This is a genomic window from Gynuella sunshinyii YC6258 (assembly GCF_000940805.1).
GTDB lineage: Bacteria > Pseudomonadota > Gammaproteobacteria > Pseudomonadales > Natronospirillaceae > Gynuella > Gynuella sunshinyii.
The window spans coordinates 5354255-5372183 of sequence record NZ_CP007142.1 but is presented as its reverse complement, the minus strand read 5'-3'; the positions used below and the strand labels follow the sequence as shown (position 1 = coordinate 5372183).

Here is a 17929-nt window from a genome sequence, read left to right as displayed (position 1 = left end):
GGAGGTCTTTATGCAGCATCCCTTAACTGCTGCGATTGAAACCTATATCCGGCAAAGGGCGGATGCCCGCCTTGAAAAGCTGGATAAAGAACAGAAAAAGCAGCAACAGGCGGGAGTGAGCGACAGCGAACTGAGTCTGGCAAGACAGCAGGAGCTCGAACGTTTCTCGCCACCGGTCTGGCTGACGGATGCCGCCAGCCGTGCCGGTCAGATCAAGCTCGTGACTCACGCGCTTAAATATACCCATGGTGATGCCAAAGGCTCCAGCATTTATAGCGATGCCGAAAACGACTCCCGAATGCCATATCTGTGCACCACCAGTTTGCCTGATCGTGCCATTGATATTACCGGTAATGCGGCTGCCCTTGATATTGCCGGGCTGTTGAAATTATCTGCAGGTGGCCAGACTCTGTATCAGTGCCTGGCTAACAAAGATGCGTCGGCACTAACCGCCTTCGCTGAAAGTGATGAACAACTGAATGAGTGGTTGCAGGGCTTCAGTCGGGTTTTTGAAGTGACCGATCCCAGTTCTCACAGGCTGGCCAAGCAGGTGTTTTTCCCGGTAGAAGGGAACACTTATCATTTGTTAGGTGCGTTGTTTTCCTCGTCTCTGGTACAGGCCGTTCATGAACGGATTATTCATCATCGATTTTCAGAAGAAAGCAAGCATCTGCGAGAGCAGCGCAAAAAAGGTTTATATGCAAACCAGCCAACCATCGACTTTCCGGGTATGGCTGTGCAAAGTTTTGGAGGGACCAAGCCGCAGAATGTGTCTCAGCTCAATAGCCTGCGCGGTGGTAAAACCTTTCTGTTTAATGCCCAGCCTCCTGCGTGGCAGAACCAGCTTAAACCACCGATGACCCGTTTTGCTTTCTGGCGGCGTTATACCCGTCAGGCGCTACCCACGGTCAAACGATTGGTGAAATTACTAAGAAGTGCAAAAGACTTTAATAATATGGAGATCCGCAACCGGCGGGCTAACTATGTTGATGCACTCATTGAAATGTTTGTGCTGACCGGTGCCAGCATCAGAGCCTTGCCAAATCCGGGGTGGAGTGTGGAATCACATATCTCCGATACCGAAAAATACTGGCTTGATCCTGACTGTCCTGATGTTGAATTCCAGCAGGCTCGTGAGCAAAGCGAATGGCTCGATGATCTGGCTAATCAATTTGCCCATTGGTTGAATCGTCAACTTCGTTACTATGGTTTCAATGTGGCGGCCCCCGAACATGGCGTCTGGAAAAGAGAAGCCAAAGACGCATTGCGCAAAGAACTGGAGGGATTTGGTCAATGAAATCGTTATTGATCCTGCGTCGAGTCAGTGTTGAAAATGCCAATGCCATTTCTGGCATAACCTATGGTTTTCCGGCGATGACACACTTTTTGGGGTTTACCCATGCATTATCACGAATGATGCAATCTCAATTTGAGCATCTCTGTCTCAAGCGCTGCTGTGTGATTGCCCACAGTCATCAGGTTAAAAGTCAGCAACCCAAAGCCTGGGGCGATCAGGTTTTTGCACTGACCCGTAATCCTCTGACCAAAGAAGGCAAAACCGCACCCTTTAATGAAGAAGGTAAAATGCATCTGGAAGTATCGCTCATCATCGAGATTGAGGGATTTCTGGATCGTGATGACGACGTTGACGTTCCGGAATTTATCGCGGAAAAACTGCCGCTGCTCAGGCTTGCAGGGGGATCTGTCATTTCCTGGCGGGGCATTGACATACAGGACGATTGCCAGGATGAGAAATCTGCTCGTCGGCTATTGTTCTCACTGTTGCCGGGTTACACCCTCATAGACCGCAGCGAATTGTTATGGTCCCATCATCAGGCATTAATGGAAGAAAATCCGCAGGCAAGTATGCTCGATGCATTTCTGGATTTCTGTACCTTGCAATATCGACCCGTCGTCGATTCTGAAACCAACGAGCAACCGACAGAATCCACCAAGGCTAAATGGGAATACAAACCCAAACCCGCAGCAGGCTATCTGGTGCCGATTATGACCGGTTATAAAGGCATTTCACCTTTGTACCCGGCCGGCGAGGTAGCCAATGCCCGGGATCCCAATACCCCATTCCAGTTTGTAGAATCCGTATACGGCATCGGTGAATGGATCAGTTTAAACAAATTTATCACCCTCGACCCGCTATTCTGGCAGTACCAACCTCGGGACGATTGGTACCTTTGTACCCAAAAAATCATCAGCAATGAAGCTTAATTGAGAGGAACAAATCATGGCAGCAGAAAAACTGACCACTGCAACCGTACTGGCTTTTGAACGTAAACTGGCAAACTCCGATGCTTTCATGTATGCGGGTACCTGGTCTGAAAATCTCGAAAATACAACCTGGGTTCCCGTTAAAGTAGATACCAAAGATGTCCGTGGGGTCATTTCCAATCGGCTAAAAAATGCCATTGCCAGCGATGAGACAAAGCTGGATGCCGAAATCCAGAAAGCCAATCTGCAAAGAGTTGATACAGCATCCCTGCCGGAAAATGCCGATACCCTGAAAGTCAATTTTACCCTGCGAGTGCTGGGCGAACTGGCAGTGCCATCAGTATGTAACAGCCCGGCTTATCAGGACAAACTGGAAACCATCATCCATGGATATATCGACAAGTACCAGTTTAAAGAACTGGCCAAACGCTATGCGAGCAATATTGCCAATGGCCGCTTCTTATGGCGAAACCGCATTGGTGCAGAAGTCATTACCATCGTCGTCAGACACATTGTTAAACAACAGGCAGCATACACCTGGACGTTTAATGCCTATGATTACGATCTGAGAAACTTCACCAAAGAAGATCAGGAAATACAAAAACTGGCCGAGGTGATTCAGGCTGGTTTGCTGGGCAACAGCTTCTCTTTACTGGAAGTGGATGCTTACGTGCGTATTGGTAATGCACAGGAAGTTTTTCCGTCTCAGGAACTGGTACTGGATACCGCAGGCGAAAGTAACAAAAGTAAATCCTTGTATTGTGTGAACAATACAGCCGCCATGCACTCTCAAAAAATAGGTAATGCACTGCGTACCATTGATACATGGTACCCACAAGGAAACGATCTCGGGCCTATTGCCGTAGAGCCCTATGGTTCTGTCACCAGTCGAGGCAGAGCGTATCGTCAGCCAAAAGAAAAAATGGATTTTTATAACCTGCTGGACAAATGGGTGCTTAAAGATCAGGAGCCCGAAGAAGACCAACAACACTTTGTGATGGCCATGTTGATTCGTGGTGGTGTGTTCGGAGACAGCGATAAATAGGTGGGGTTATGGACTACTATTTTGATATTCGTGTGTTGCCAGACCCGGAATTTAAAGAAACCATCTTGATGAATGCTGTCTATGCAAAATTGCATCGTATTATCATGAAAGCGGGGCAAGGGCGAACAGGATTAAGTTTTCCAGAATTTGCAAAAAGCCTTGGTGCTGTCATGAGAGTACACGGAAGCGCCGGTGATCTGGATAATTTGCTAACTGAAAACTGGTTGCAGGGATTACGGGACTACACAGAAGTGACAGCTACTTTGCCAGTACCCTCTGGATGCAAACATCGGGTCGTCAGACGCAGGCAGGCCAAAAGTGCTCACAATAAAAGAAAACGTCTGATCACTAAGGGTTGGAAAACCGTTGAAGACGCCTGGCAGAAATATCCGGAAGAATCGTCAACGCTGTTAAAGTTGCCCTATGCTCAATTTCAAAGCATGTCCAGCAAATCAATGATGAGAGTATTTGTTGAACATGGCCCCCTGATAGAGCAGCCAGTCAATGGCGTGTTTTCAAGTTATGGCCTGAGCCAGACCGCCACCATCCCGTGGTTTACAGATAGTTAACATACAACCTGAAACACCCATTAAAAATAGCTGATTGAAACAAGACAGCCTATTAAAAAGCAGACATGGCACCACCTATGTCTGCTTTTTTTTGTTCCAAAAACACCACACAAAAACAGCCATATTAACGATGGCAACCACCCCAAAACTGCAATACCATAAAGCCCGGAATTGGATGAAAATACCAATCTTTTTGGCTCCTTAAAAAACTGCTTGAAAATCAACAACTTACAAAACCGCTAAAAAACATTGGTTAAAACCCCAAATGTTGCCTAAGTGGTTGTTGTAATTGGTTTTTTGAAGTTTATACTTCAGTTCACTGCCGCACAGGCAGCTTAGAAAGTCATCGGACCCATCCCCTGGACCATCACCTGGTTCACTGCCGCACAGGCAGCTTAGAAATGTTGCACCATCATCAGTAACACACTGGCGACGTTCACTGCCGCACAGGCAGCTTAGAAACGTTGGTAGATTTTTAAAGTTATTAACAAGCAGTTCACTGCCGCACAGGCAGCTTAGAAAGGTAATTGAGATTTTTCCTATAGCCTGGCCGTGTTCACTGCCGCACAGGCAGCTTAGAAAGTCATAAAGCTGTTTAAGTGTGTCAATACCCAGTTCACTGCCGCACAGGCAGCTTAGAAATTCTGACTTCGAATATAGCCTTGTGACCCACTGTTCACTGCCGCACAGGCAGCTTAGAAATATTTGCGAGACCGGGTCCATAACGCTTGGAAGTTCACTGCCGCACAGGCAGCTTAGAAAAAATGAGAAATGACAATGGAAAAAGTTTTGGAGTTCACTGCCGCACAGGCAGCTTAGAAAAGAAGGATCATTTGACAAAGCGGGAAGATTTTGTTCACTGCCGCACAGGCAGCTTAGAAATGAGTAGATGTTATCAAATCTCATCACGCAACGTTCACTGCCGCACAGGCAGCTTAGAAATCAAGGATAACGCCGAGGTCGGCTTCGGCTAGGTTCACTGCCGCACAGGCAGCTTAGAAAGGGGCGAAGTGTACCCCGGCGCAGAAGCATACGTTCACTGCCGCACAGGCAGCTTAGAAATGTAACACCTCCCACAAATGATGGACTGCTCAGTTCACTGCCGCACAGGCAGCTTAGAAACCTCTGCGCCACTCGGTTTCGGCGGAGGAGTGGTTCACTGCCGCACAGGCAGCTTAGAAAGGACATAGTCTGGCTCGAACAGTTTGATAAACGTTCACTGCCGCACAGGCAGCTTAGAAAGGATCAACTTCACCGTATCGGGCGGAGCGATGGTTCACTGCCGCACAGGCAGCTTAGAAAGAAGCGTTCGAGCTGGCGCAATACCTGCTCGAGTTCACTGCCGCACAGGCAGCTTAGAAAACCTCGCTCACGCGCGATCTTTCTACGATACGTGTTCACTGCCGCACAGGCAGCTTAGAAATCTAGACAGAGCTCTTCGGATTGGTCGTATACGTTCACTGCCGCACAGGCAGCTTAGAAATGGGTGTTCGGGTCACCCACGAAATCTGTAACGTTCACTGCCGCACAGGCAGCTTAGAAAGTCTTGAGAGAGATTGTTGGCGGACTGAACCCGTTCACTGCCGCACAGGCAGCTTAGAAACCCGGCATCAATGACCTTGGACGATGCGAACCGTTCACTGCCGCACAGGCAGCTTAGAAAGTTCTGTCGAACGTAATCGGGCTCGAACAGTTTGTTCACTGCCGCACAGGCAGCTTAGAAATGAGGGGTCGCACAGGGAGCTGATCTCAACAGGTTCACTGCCGCACAGGCAGCTTAGAAATCGGGTCGAGGTTGTAAGTCCCACCCAGATGCGTTCACTGCCGCACAGGCAGCTTAGAAAAGGCAGTGATCAGCAGCGGCTACGCGCAACAGGTTCACTGCCGCACAGGCAGCTTAGAAAATAACCGGCGCTGGTCGCGCTGTGTTGCTTGAGTTCACTGCCGCACAGGCAGCTTAGAAACGCATCGGGGTGCCCTTTGTTCTCATGTCACGCGTTCACTGCCGCACAGGCAGCTTAGAAAATGCAGTAATCAACATACTCGCTCAGATCACCGTTCACTGCCGCACAGGCAGCTTAGAAATTGATGGAACCAGGGTAATGCTTGAATTAAAGGTTCACTGCCGCACAGGCAGCTTAGAAAATTCCGGCGGCTTTGCAATCAACTCTTTTGGAGTTCACTGCCGCACAGGCAGCTTAGAAATTGTGGTCAGGGTTCGAACACATTCCAACAATGTTCACTGCCGCACAGGCAGCTTAGAAAGCGAAAGCATCCCGTATTTCGGCGTTAGTCGCGTTCACTGCCGCACAGGCAGCTTAGAAATCGAACTCGACAGCAACGGGTATCTGCCATATGTTCACTGCCGCACAGGCAGCTTAGAAACGCTTCAAGTGCAGTAGCTTCAGCTAAGTCAGGTTCACTGCCGCACAGGCAGCTTAGAAAATCAGCTTGATTATCTGTTGAGTCACACGCACGTTCACTGCCGCACAGGCAGCTTAGAAAATGCATGTGACATGAGGACTGTTGCGAGTTTCGTTCACTGCCGCACAGGCAGCTTAGAAATGCCAAGGGTTGAGCGCTTTTCCTGAAAGTAAGTTCACTGCCGCACAGGCAGCATAAAAAAAGTAGAAACTTGCGTTCAGGTTTTGTTAGACGTTCACTTCCCCGCAAACAGTCAGGAAGTTGTCTGGTTCATAATTGGTTTTTGTGTTGCCATGCTAATAATTATGATCCAAAAAAACTCACGGTTGTTCTGTTGGATTGTCAGGTTGTTTCAGCGGTATGTTGATAAACCTCAATGCTTTGTATAAAGCCCGGATTTATTCCGGGCTTTTTTGTTTATGGGGTTAACTTTCCGGCAGTGCGAGCAGTGATCGGCACAGGCTGAGGATGAGGGTTTGGCCGATGAGGGCTTCTTCGTCCATGCCGTTGAAGGAGGGGTGGTCGTAGAGGCCGAACTGGGCTTGCATGAATGTGAGTATGGCGCTGACCTGGCTGCAGGCGTCGCGGCGGGTGTGGGCCAGACCAAAGGCTCTGAAATCCGGCAGGTGATGGATTTGTCCGTGTTCGTCACGTACGCTCAGGCAGCGATGACACAGCAGTTCTTTCGTTTGGGCTTCGGATAATTGTATAGATGACATGAAATTTTCCGTGAACATTGTAGAAAACAATGCCCCTCAGTTCGGTGCTAAGCGAAACTGGGGGCAGGCCGAAACGGGTTAGCACTACCGCTCTTCACGGAAAGCGGCCCAGCCGAAGCTGGCCCGCCCGGCCTGCCAAAACAGACAGGCGTGCGTAAGCACCAGTACAAAAAAAAGACGCGATGCGCCTTGATGTACCGCCGTGAAGAGTTTTCAGGGTGCTAATCCCGGCGCTGGTTTTTTGCCAGCGCGGCGCAACAGTAACCCGAAGTTTGCGGTGAGTAAAGTCCCTTAAGGTGTGGGTGGTGAGGTATCAAAAAAATAGACTTTTACGATATTCACTCACTGATAAATAGCGGGTGGGCCGTGCTGTAGCAATGATCGTTCTGATAAAGACTTATTACGGTTATTTCTGCCGGTCAATCAGGGCTGCATGGTTCACGTTGTTGGTGGTGGAATGGTCATATGGCCAGGCCGAAAAGTGATTGATCTGATCGCTGGCTTTTCAAGTGATCAAGTCTGTATTGGGGTATTCGGTTCCAGAGTGATTCTTCTCAGCGAATCACCAGCCTGTCTGGCATTTGAAATCCCGGATAACAACGTTGATTTGAATGTGTATTCACAAATGATTTATAGGTTATAGTGCTAACCTTTACAATCGCTGTTATCAGTAGCTGCCTTTGCGGCCATGTTTGGCAACCTGTACTGATGGAGCAATACTTGCTGTGATGGCTGTGGTCGTCACGCTATGACACACGGAACGTGCATATATCCCTTCGCACCATTTCCGGAACCCGAATGAGCTGACCAGGTAATTCGCTGAGTTGCTGAGGTCATTGATGTCAAGTTGGAGACTGACTGTGCCTGACAAACCCGATACATCACCTGAACAACAACAATCCGAAACATTATCCGAACATCCGCAGACGCATTTTTATCAGCGTAAATGGGTGTGGATTTCTCTGACCCTGGCATTACTGATCTTTGGGTCCTGGCTGGTATATCAATATCAACATGCCCAGGCGTTGGTGTCGATCAGTGCGACTGATGCGGTTAATCCAAATGGGGGCGAGATTGTGCTCAAGTATCGCTTTCCTGTCGGTCAGCCCCTTTTCGCTGTCGACGCCGCAGAGTTGTTCGAGAGCAGTGGTCCGCTGGTAGCCGGTGCTTTTTCATCGAGTCTGGATAAGAGTGGTATGGTGGAAACCATCCGCTTTCAGCGGCCAACCCCGTATAACCGTCAGTTACGGTTGGTGAGGCTTGGTGCCAAGTCTGACGCTCACCTGTTTTACTGGCCTGGATTGACGCAGCTGCCTGTGTTCATTGACTTTACGACGCCCTATGAACAGGTCAGTTTGAATGATTTGTTACCTACCGCATCGAAACAGCACGCACCGGAGGTGCTGAATAATCAGATTGCCATTGTGTTTAATGGTGAGGTGGCCGGACAGTATCGCAAACGTGTGAAACTGACACCACGGGATGTGCCGTTCATTGAGTTATCGCCGTTACCGGATGGTTATTATCAGTGGTCTGATAATCATACTTTAACCTTCAATTTCACCAACCAGCGGCCGCGTTTCGATACTACTTATCAGTTTACGGTGTTACCGGAAAAACTCATCAATCCAGATTATCAACAGTGGCAGGGCGATACCGGAATTGCCTTGTCGACCTCTGCCAACGATGTGTATGTGAATGATGTGTCGATCGATCATCAGGTGGAATGGAATACCCCGGTAACCTTTGAATTTTCCGGCAATATGGTGGGTGTGCTTGATCTGAATAAAGATAAAGCCAGTAACGTGATGCCGGTTTTGATGACGCCCGAGGTTGAGGGTAGTTGGCGCTGGCTGAATGCCAGAACCGTACGTTTTACTCCGGGCAAAAACGGCTGGCCGATTCGGGAAAAGGTAGCGATTGAGTTTCTGCCAGAGGTGAATCAGGAATCAGATCGCAACTGGACCGACAATCGTTCATTGAATCGCATAGAGTTTTTTGTCAAACCACGAACCCAGTCTATCGCCAATATCAGTCTTCGTGGCGATCATGTAGATCCTGAGGCGGTACTGGAAGTGCAGTTCTCACGTGGTCTGGTGGATGAACAGGTGTTGGGTGTCCGTACATCCATGTCGCAGTCGAAACCGCCGGTTTTGGTGACACCGGCGATTAAAGGACAGTATTACTGGGCCAGTACCAGCAAGCTGGTGATTGAACCCAGTGAACCGTGGTCACAGTTGACAGAATATAAAATGGCCATCCACCCGGACTTCAATCCGGATGATCGTTTTCAATGGACCGGTACGACGGAGTTCAGCTTTACCACGGCTGAAAATGTGATTAATCCTCACTTTTATCAGATACCGCAAACCGAGCCGAGCGGCTCCGCTTTCTTTGGCAATAAAAGCCAGTACCAGCTTAAGGATACACTTGCGGCGGAACAGTCGGTGTGGATTGAGTTTAATCGACCGTTTGGCAAACACCATGATGCCGACAGTACGGCTGAAGGTGTTCAGATTACGCCAGCCATCCATGGTGAGTTCATCTGGTTATCGGATTATTTGCTCAAGTTTACTCCCCGCCAGGGCTGGAAGCCGGAAACCGGGTATCAGATCCAGCTGAGCGATGCCTTGTTGTATTTTCATGAACAACATTATGCCGAGGGATCGTCCAAAGCCGTTTTTCAGGTGGCCAAAGACGAGATTCAGTTCTCCACTCAGGCGAAGTATCTACCGGATCAGCCTTTGTTGTTGAACTTCAATAAAGCTTTGTCACCAGGGGTGAAAATTGGTCGGCGTTATCGTGCCAGTGAGCTGGATGAAGCACGTTTGCCCATTCAGTGGAAGATGACACGGGATTATGAGTTTGAGTGGAAGTCCGCGAAAAGTCTGGAGCTGATTCCAGATCCCTATTGGCCGTCCAGCGCCGAGATTCCCTTTACTCTCGCTCCTTCGCTGTTACCCCGGCCAGACAGCCAGTGGCATCAGAAAAACTACACTATATTCAACACCGGGCAGAACATTGTGGCGGTTGAGTCGATCACGCCGCAGGGGCAGAGTAGCCGTAATACCACGATTGATGTGGTATTCAATAAACAGATCAGACCGGCCAATATTGCCATCGGAGCAGTGGATCACAGTCATCTGGTTCAGATTTCGCCGCCATTGGAAGGTGATTGGTACTGGCTCGCCGATAACAAGCTGGTCTTCAAACCGGATGGCCCGCTGGCACCATCGACCGATTACACGTTGACCATCGCGCCTGAGCATATCAGTGGCGATCAATTTACCTGGCATGATCTCGATGAGGATGCGAAGCCGAGACCACAGCAGAGTTCTTTTCATTCCCCCTACCAGCGAGTCAGGCAATCTGCGGCGTTGTTTGAGTTTGATGAACAGAACCCGCTGAAGCAGCGCTTTTTGATCGATATTGAACTCTCTGAATGGACCCGTTTTGAGGAAGTGGAAAAACGCTTCACGTTATGGACCAACAATATCGTTGACGGAAAGAACGTGGAAACGCCACTGATTTATCATGTGACCACTGAAGAGCCCAAAGACCGGGTGCGGCATTTCCGTGTGGTCAGTGAGTTTATCGACCGCCCGAGTAAAGACCGGCAGGTTTATTATCAGCTTGAGAAAGGCATTCCTGCATTGGATGGCAATGCCACTATGTATGCGGATTTTCGTAGCGATTTTGCCCAGGAGCAACCCAGGTTCGTCACGATCAAACGGTTGAGTTATTCACTGGAGGGACGACATTTCAGCGCTCATCTTGAGTTGAGTGCGCCGGTGGAACCAGAGAAGTTACAGACGTTTCTCACCGTACAGGATACCGATCGTTTAAAGAACCTGACCTATAACATATCGGTGGATTCAAAGCGTGCTTCCAGCCGGGGATTTCAATACCTGATCGAGGCGGATTTTCAACCCGACCGGCAGTATCGCTTTAGTATTCAACGAGGGCTGTTAGCGGCTGATGGTGCGTTGACCAATGAAGAAATCAGCATCAGTCAACGTACTTCCAATCTGCAGCGTAAAGTCGAGTTCGCATTGAAAGGTAATATTCTGTCTAAATACGATACTCATAATATTACTGTTCTGACGGCGAATACGGACTACTTTGATATCAGTATTGACCAGATCTATCCCAGCAATGTACGGCAGTTTTTAAACAGTGGATTGAGTAATGAGGGGTCATTGCTGACGTCGGGCAAACAGGTGTTTCACGGTCAATATGATACGCAAAAGCTTCATAAGCAGGACACCCGTAATGTTGAGTTAACCACGGCTGTGGATCTGTCTGGTTTCTTTCAGAATAATCCTAAAGGTTTGTATCGTATTCACCTGCGAGGTCATAACAGTCATCAAGGTCGCTGGTTCCTGTCATCTGATATCGGTCTGATTGCACGGCGCACTGATGACTATATCTATACCTGGGCCATGTCATTGAGCGATGCTTTGCCAATGGCGGGTGTTACCGTTGAGCTGGTGGATTATTGGAACCAGACAGTCACCAAAGGTGTTACAGATAGTGCCGGGTTTGTCCGCTTGCGAAACAGTGACCCGCGCAACACTCATCTGATCATGGCCACTCGCGGTAGTGATATGTCGTTTCTGGATATGAAGACCCAGGCCGAGAACTTTAATGGTTTCGATGCTTCCGGAGTGTACAGCACTCATGATGCGTCTTTGTTGCAGGCTTACCTCTACGGTGAGCGAGGGGTTTACCGACCCGGTGATGTGATGCATTTGGTGGGGGTTGTACGTGATCAGGAAGGTCGTTTGCCGGGCAGCAATAATCTGACTTTATTATTGCGTGATCCAACGGGTGCTGAGCGCTTCAGAGAACGTTACAGCACTGATATCACCGGTGTTGTTTCTCTGGATTACAACATTCCGGACGATGCCAAAACCGGAAAATGGAAAGCTGAACTTCTATGGCGTGAGAGAAGTATCGGCAGTCTTGATTTCCAGGTGGAGGAATTTATTCCCAACAAGATCAAAGTTGCGCTCAGTACGGCTGTTGTGGCGGCAACGCCTGGTCAGACGTTCATATTTGCAGTGCAGTCGAATAACCTGTTTGGCCCTCCGGCGGCTGGCCGCAAGGTTACGGGTCATGTCAGTTTACGCCCGGCTTATTTCAAACCAAAAGGTTATGATGATTATAAATTTGGTCACGATGACCGTCGTTTCCAACAGCTGGACAGTGATCTGCTTGAAACCCGGCTTGATGAAAATGGCCACTATGAGTATGAATATTCTGTGCCGGAAGGCATTGATTCGCCGATTGGACTGAATCTGCATTACAGCGCGACGGTGATTGATGATAGTGGTCGTGGAGTGGCGCAATATGCTCAGATTCCGGTACATCTGTTTGAGCAGTATGTGGGGGTGAGACGCCTGGCCAATAACACCATCGAGCTGGGTGATACCGTCAAGTTCGAGGCTGTCAATGTAACCGTAGATGGCACCCGGATCGATCCATCCCGGCAGTCGTTCAAGTATGAGGTGTTCCGTAAACGGAAGATCACTCACTTCCGCAAAAACGAGCGAGGCTATTATCGCTATGTGACGGAAAAAGTGGATGTACCGTTGCTCAGTCATAATACCCGCGACAACCGTTTTGATTATCTGACGGAGTATTCCGGTGAGCACTACCTGCAGGTGACTGATTTGAATGGCGGGCAGGTGACTCGTTTCTATTTTAATGTGGTGGGTCCGCGAGATCGGGTCAGCATTGTGGAAGCACCTGAAGCCGTACTGATGAAAGCGCGACAGGACACCGCCATAGTGGGTGAAAACCTGATGGTGGATGTGCAGGCTCCGTTTGCCGGTCAGCTGTTGTTGATTGCTGAGCGTGATGATGTGATCTGGAGTCAGGCCATTGCCATGGACAGTAATACCACGACTGTCAGTCTGCCAATCAGTGCTGCGCAGACTCCGAACTTCTATCTCAGTGCTATTGTGGTACAGCCGGCGTCCAACGGTAGTCGGGAACTGCCGGTGTATGCCACCGGAATTATAAATGTCAATGTCCGTGATCCGGGCCAGACGCCGTCAGTGCAGATAACGGCACCGGCCAAAGTTGCGCCCAATGGTAAGCTGACGGTACAGGTTTCGGTTGACCGGTTGGATCGCGGTGATATGTATTTCACTCTGGCAGCCGTGGACGAAGGCATCCTCGATCTGACCCAATTCAAGACGCCGAACATGAAATCGGCGTTTAATCGTAAGCAGCGATTGGATGTTGCGCATTTCAGTGTCTATCCATGGTTGATGCCCTACAATCCGGACACTTTAGTGACCATCTCTCCTTCTGGCAGTGCGCCAGCACGGGCACTGATCAAGAAAAAACGCGAAAACCCCGATGCTGCTGCGCGGGTGAAAAGCGTGGCACTATGGTCTGGCTTACAGAAATTTGGTGAAGATGGTAAAGCTTCGGTCACGTTTGATGTGCCGGAGTTCGATGGCAGCTTGCGGCTGATGTTGGTGAGTTTTGGTGACCAGCGTTTCAACTCTGCGGAGACGACGGTTACTGTCCGTGATGATCTGGTACTTAAACCTTCGCTGCCAAGGTTTATGGCCAATGGTGATCACTTTGAGCTGCCATTTACGGTGTTTAACAGTACCGCTCAAGCAGGTGAGGTGACTGTTTCTGTACAGGCCAGTGATCATGTTGAGTTGCTGGGTAATGAACGCCAGAACATGACTCTGGCTGCTGGTGGTGAAAGTCGGGGCAGTTTTTCCTTCAATGTCAAAGACCGGCTCGGCATTGCCCATTTTACGCTGACTGCCCAGGGGTTGAATGAGCAAACCATCAAACGCATTGATGTGCCGGTGCGTTCGTCCGGTAATTATGTCAGTCTCAGTGATGCTGGCATAGTCGATGCGGCAACACCGAAGACCATTCAAATCCCCAAAGTATTTAAGCCCGGCACCGAAGTCCAGGCGTTACGGGTCGCACCTGCGGGGCTGCTGGAGTTTGCTGGCAGTTTGAAATATCTGTTGAACTACCCCCATGGTTGTCTGGAACAGACCACCTCGAAGTTATTTCCGCTGCTGTATTTTGAGGAATTTGCCAAGAGTGCCGATTTCTACGATTTCCGCACTTCGACGCCACGTTATTATCTGCGCCAGGGTATAACGTCCATTGAGCGTATGCAGTTGGATAACGGCTATTTCTCTTATTGGGGAGGTTCTGATGAGGTCAATAATTATGCCTTCCTTTATGCCGCTCACTTCCTGGCAGAGGCTCGTCATAAAGGGATGGATATTAATGAAACTGTGTGGTCCAACCTGCAATACCGGTTGCGTGAAGATGTATTGAATCGCTTTAACGGTAATGCCGGTTATCAGGGTGACTACAATCTGAGCCATCAGGTATATGCGTTATATGTCATGGCGCTTTCCGACCAGCCGATGGTGGCGGAAATGAATGCCTTGCTGCAATACCAGCAGCGACAATTGAAACTTCATGACCGTGCCCGACTGGCTGCTGCATTCAAACTGGCCGGCCGGGACCAGCAGGCGCAGTCGTTGCTGGAGAACATCACCAGCATTCATGAGTACGATGACCCCTATCGTGAAACCTCCGGCACGTTTGCATCCAGTACTCGCGATTTGGCGATATTGCTGGACGCTCTGATAGAAGTCGATCCGCAAGCAGAAGTGATACCTCTGATTATCGATAAGCTCTCGTCTTTGCGTCGTCATGGTCGCTGGGGTTCCACTCAGGACAATGCCATGGCGTTGATGGCACTGGGCAAAAGTGTGACCAGGAGTGTTAGAACTCAAAGTGGTGATGTGATTATCACTTTGCCGAATGGGGAGCAGGTGAAGAATCACAGTGTTGATTTGTCCACCATTGACCTTTTATCTGGTGACGTGAGTATTCATACCACTGGTGATGCCGAAGCCAACTACTTTTGGCAGGCCGATGGCGTTTCCAATGCCGAAGCTGTGAGTGATGAAGATCACGGCCTGAAGGTGCGTCGGCAGTATCTCAACACCAAAAAAGAACGGGTGGATTTAACTCAGGTGCGTCAGGGTGATCTGGTCATTGTCCAGTTAACCATGTCAGCCAAGGGTGGACCGGTCAGTAATGTGGCGGTGACGGATCTGCTGCCCATGGGACTTGAGATCGAAAATGCCCGACTCAGTACGTCGGCCGATATTCCTTGGCTGAAATCCACTGCACGGCCTGACTATAGCGATATTCGTGATGATCGTATGAATCTCTATCTGACGTTGAACGATCAGGAAGTCGTCTACTATTACACCACCCGGGCGGTGACCTTGGGAGCCTTTGCTGTGCCTTCGGTCAGGGCTGAAGCCATGTATGATGAAAGTAAGTACTCGTTGTCTGGTGCGGGTACCATGAAAATATTGCCGATGCGTTGATGATGCGGTTTTATCCGAATCGAAAAGTATTGCTGGGCCTTGTGTTGGCTGTGGTCGTCTGTTCATCCCTGTTGGCAGTGGCGCTCGTAACGGTGCCACTACCTCTGGCAAAACTGCACGCGCCACAAGCCTATCGGTTTTATGACCGGCATGGTGAGCTGTTGCAGGTGATCATTGCGGATGACGATTATTTTCGGTTGTCGGTGGAGGTTGATGAATTACCGCAACTGTTTATCGATACTCTGCTGCTACAGGAAGATCAGTACTTTTACCGGCATCCGGGGGTGAATCCACTGGCTGTTGCACGGGCGATGCTGGCCAATGTGACTTCCGGTCAGGTGGTATCAGGGGCCAGTACCATTACCATGCAGTTGGCGCGAATGCTGGAGCGACGGCCAAGAACCATATCAGCCAAACTGATCGAAATGTTCCGGGCCATTCAGTTGGAAATGCGTTACAGCAAACGCGAAATTCTTCAGAGTTATCTGTCCATTGCGCCTTATGGCGGTAATCTCGAAGGCGTGAATGCCGCTACTTACGGTTATTTTGGCAAACCGGCTCGGCAGCTCAGCGCGGCTCAGATTGCTTTGTTGGTGGCGTTGCCGAAATCACCGAATCAATATCGGCCGGATCGTCACCCGCTGCGTGCCATAGAACGGCGCGATGAACTGCTGGCCAGAATGCTGACTGCCGGATTGATTGATGAGGCTGTCTATCAGCGCTCAATTGCTGAACCGGTGCCGAAACAGCGACTGGTGTTTCCTGCGCGTATCCCCCATCTGGCCTGGTATCTGAAAAGCCAACATCCACAGACAACGGATTTTCACACCAGCATTGATCTGAACATGCAGTTGCGCGCTGAGCATATCGTTCAGCAATATGTTGGCAGCCTGCATGATCAAGGTATCCATAATGCTGCAGTGGTAGTGCTGGACACGGCAAGCCATGAAGTGCGAGCCATGGTTGGCTCAGCTGATTATTTCGATATTGCCAATCAAGGTGCCAATAACGGTGCGGTCGCTTTGCGTTCGCCGGGCAGTACCTTAAAACCTTTTTTGTACGGACTGGCTATGGATGCCGGCCTGATTGCTGAGAAAACCATGCTTGAGGATATTCCTTTGAGTGTGGCCGGTTACAGTCCACGTAATTACGACAAGATTTTTCGCGGTCAGGTGACGGTGCGTGATGCGCTGATTGACTCATTAAACGTGGTGGCGGTGCGTTTAAGTCAGCAGTTGGGTATCGATAAGTTGCATGGTCTGTTACGCCAGGGCGGTATCTCCTCACTGGATCAGCCGGCGGACTATTATGGTTTGCCGTTGGTGCTTGGTGGCGTTGAAGTCAGTCTGCTGGAACTAACCAATCTCTATGCATCAATGGCCAACTATGGCGAATATCGTCGTTACCGTCTGGAAACAGATCAACCGTGGGATGCGGATATTCCGGTGCGATTGCTAAGCCCGGAAGCCAGTTGGCTGGTGAGCGATATTCTGACTGATGTAGAACGACCGGACTTTCCATCGACCTGGCAATATTCGTCGTCGAGGCCTACCGTGGCCTGGAAAACCGGCACCTCATACGGTAATCAGGATGCCTGGAGTGTGGGGTTTCATCCGGAGTTGACCATCGGTGTCTGGGTCGGCAATTTTGATGGTTCATCGGCATCCCAACTTTCTGGCAGTACTACGGCTGCGCCTTTGTTTTTTGATTTAATGCAGGCACTGATCCATGAGCCTACACGTTGGTTTGCCAAGCCTTCAGGGATTGGTGAACGTCAAGTGTGTGATCTGTGTGGGTTGCCCGGCAACGTGTACTGCCCAAATCAGACTCATGAGCAATATATTCCGGCAGCAAAGGGACCAGCCACACTGGCGACTTGTCAGGTACGGCAAAAAGTATTTGTGGAAGGGCGTGAGCAGATTGTAGATGTCTGGCCTTCCGAGCTGGCGGCGTTTTTCCATCATCATGGTGTACCGGTTACCCAGGTGCCGGGTTATGACGTACAACATATGGCCGGGGAGCGCTACTTTCCACCAGTCATCCAGTCGCCTGTTGCCGGTGCAATTTATGTTCGCCGGCCAGATTTATTGAATGATGAGGACCAAAGGATCAAATTGCAGGTTGCCACCACCAATCGGGTCAAGCGGGTTCAGTGGTATCTCAATGATAAAATGATTGCCGATTCGGACCAGCCCTATGAACCCTTGTTCATCAGTTTGGCAGCGGGTGGCTATGTTGTAACTGTGGTTGATGATATCGGTGGTCGAGACAGTGTATCGTTGGAGGTCAGAGATTATCGTCAACTGGTCGGAGTGCAATAGGGCCGGCGAGATTGGTCTGGCCCGACACTTCGGTATATCCCTGCATCACTCCATTAACCAGTCAATACTTGCCGGGTTAGTAGTTTCATTTTTGCTGATTAAGCCAAAGATTGGGTTGAAATATCAGTTTGAGATACTGGCGATTTGGTGAGCTGATTTATTGATTCATGCTGACTGTGATCAGCATGTCCGTTTCCACAATTTTTTTAGAGAACCTGAAAAA

General features: G+C 49.6%; 7 protein-coding genes and 1 CRISPR repeat array. Of the genes, 6 read left to right on the top strand and 1 reads right to left on the bottom strand.

The genetic code is table 11. The features are described from left to right. The first annotated feature begins 10 nt into the window (after positions 1–10). Genes csy1 through cas6f form a run of 4 tightly spaced genes read left to right on the top strand, consistent with a single transcriptional unit; the run spans position 11 to position 3840 of the window. Positions 11–1297: a type I-F CRISPR-associated protein Csy1 gene (csy1, locus tag YC6258_RS22470; RefSeq protein ID WP_044618896.1), complete on the top strand. Its 1287-nt coding sequence runs from the start codon at positions 11–13 to the stop codon at positions 1295–1297. Next, a complete protein-coding gene (gene csy2 / locus YC6258_RS22465; RefSeq protein ID WP_044618895.1) occupies positions 1294–2226 on the top strand; it encodes a type I-F CRISPR-associated protein Csy2 in 933 nt (310 codons plus the stop codon). The genes csy1 and csy2 overlap by 4 nt, the downstream gene beginning before the upstream one ends. 16 nt (positions 2227–2242) lie before the next feature. Continuing rightward, positions 2243–3271 carry a type I-F CRISPR-associated protein Csy3 gene (csy3, locus tag YC6258_RS22460; RefSeq protein WP_044618894.1) on the top strand — a complete coding sequence of 343 codons (1029 nt, stop codon included), beginning with the start codon at positions 2243–2245 and terminating at the stop codon, positions 3269–3271. 8 nt (positions 3272–3279) lie between these two features. Beyond that, positions 3280–3840, top strand: coding sequence for a type I-F CRISPR-associated endoribonuclease Cas6/Csy4 (gene cas6f / locus YC6258_RS22455; RefSeq protein WP_044618893.1), 561 nt, complete (start codon positions 3280–3282; stop codon positions 3838–3840). A 314-nt stretch (positions 3841–4154) separates the two neighbouring features. Continuing rightward, positions 4155–6465: a CRISPR direct-repeat array (repeat unit 28 nt; unit sequence GTTCACTGCCGCACAGGCAGCTTAGAAA). A 224-nt stretch (positions 6466–6689) separates the two neighbouring features. Here cas6f and YC6258_RS22450 read toward each other — a convergent pair. Further along, a complete protein-coding gene (locus YC6258_RS22450; protein WP_044618892.1) occupies positions 6690–6983 on the bottom strand; it encodes a hypothetical protein in 294 nt (97 codons plus the stop codon). 860 nt (positions 6984–7843) lie between these two features. Between YC6258_RS22450 and YC6258_RS22440 the strand changes: the two genes are divergently transcribed. Both YC6258_RS22440 and pbpC read left to right on the top strand, forming a co-directional pair. Then, positions 7844–15385 (top strand): alpha-2-macroglobulin family protein, encoded by a 7542-nt coding sequence (locus YC6258_RS22440; protein ID WP_044618890.1) that lies wholly within the window; start codon positions 7844–7846, stop codon positions 15383–15385. Continuing rightward, positions 15385–17706 (top strand): penicillin-binding protein 1C, encoded by a 2322-nt coding sequence (gene pbpC / locus YC6258_RS22435; protein WP_044618889.1) that lies wholly within the window; start codon positions 15385–15387, stop codon positions 17704–17706. The genes YC6258_RS22440 and pbpC overlap by 1 nt, the downstream gene beginning before the upstream one ends. Positions 17707–17929: the final 223 nt, after the last annotated feature.

Bases quoted from the DNA above. Each gene is read 5' to 3' on its own strand.
- csy1 (WP_044618896.1), top strand. From the start codon at position 11: ATGCAGCATCCCTTAACTGCTGCGATTGAAACCTATATCCGGCAAAGG.
- csy2 (WP_044618895.1), top strand. From the start codon at position 1,294: ATGAAATCGTTATTGATCCTGCGTCGAGTCAGTGTTGAAAATGCCAAT.
- csy3 (WP_044618894.1), top strand. From the start codon at position 2,243: ATGGCAGCAGAAAAACTGACCACTGCAACCGTACTGGCTTTTGAACGT.
- cas6f (WP_044618893.1), top strand. From the start codon at position 3,280: ATGGACTACTATTTTGATATTCGTGTGTTGCCAGACCCGGAATTTAAA.
- YC6258_RS22450 (WP_044618892.1), bottom strand. From the start codon at position 6,983: ATGTCATCTATACAATTATCCGAAGCCCAAACGAAAGAACTGCTGTGT.
- pbpC (WP_044618889.1), top strand. From the start codon at position 15,385: ATGATGCGGTTTTATCCGAATCGAAAAGTATTGCTGGGCCTTGTGTTG.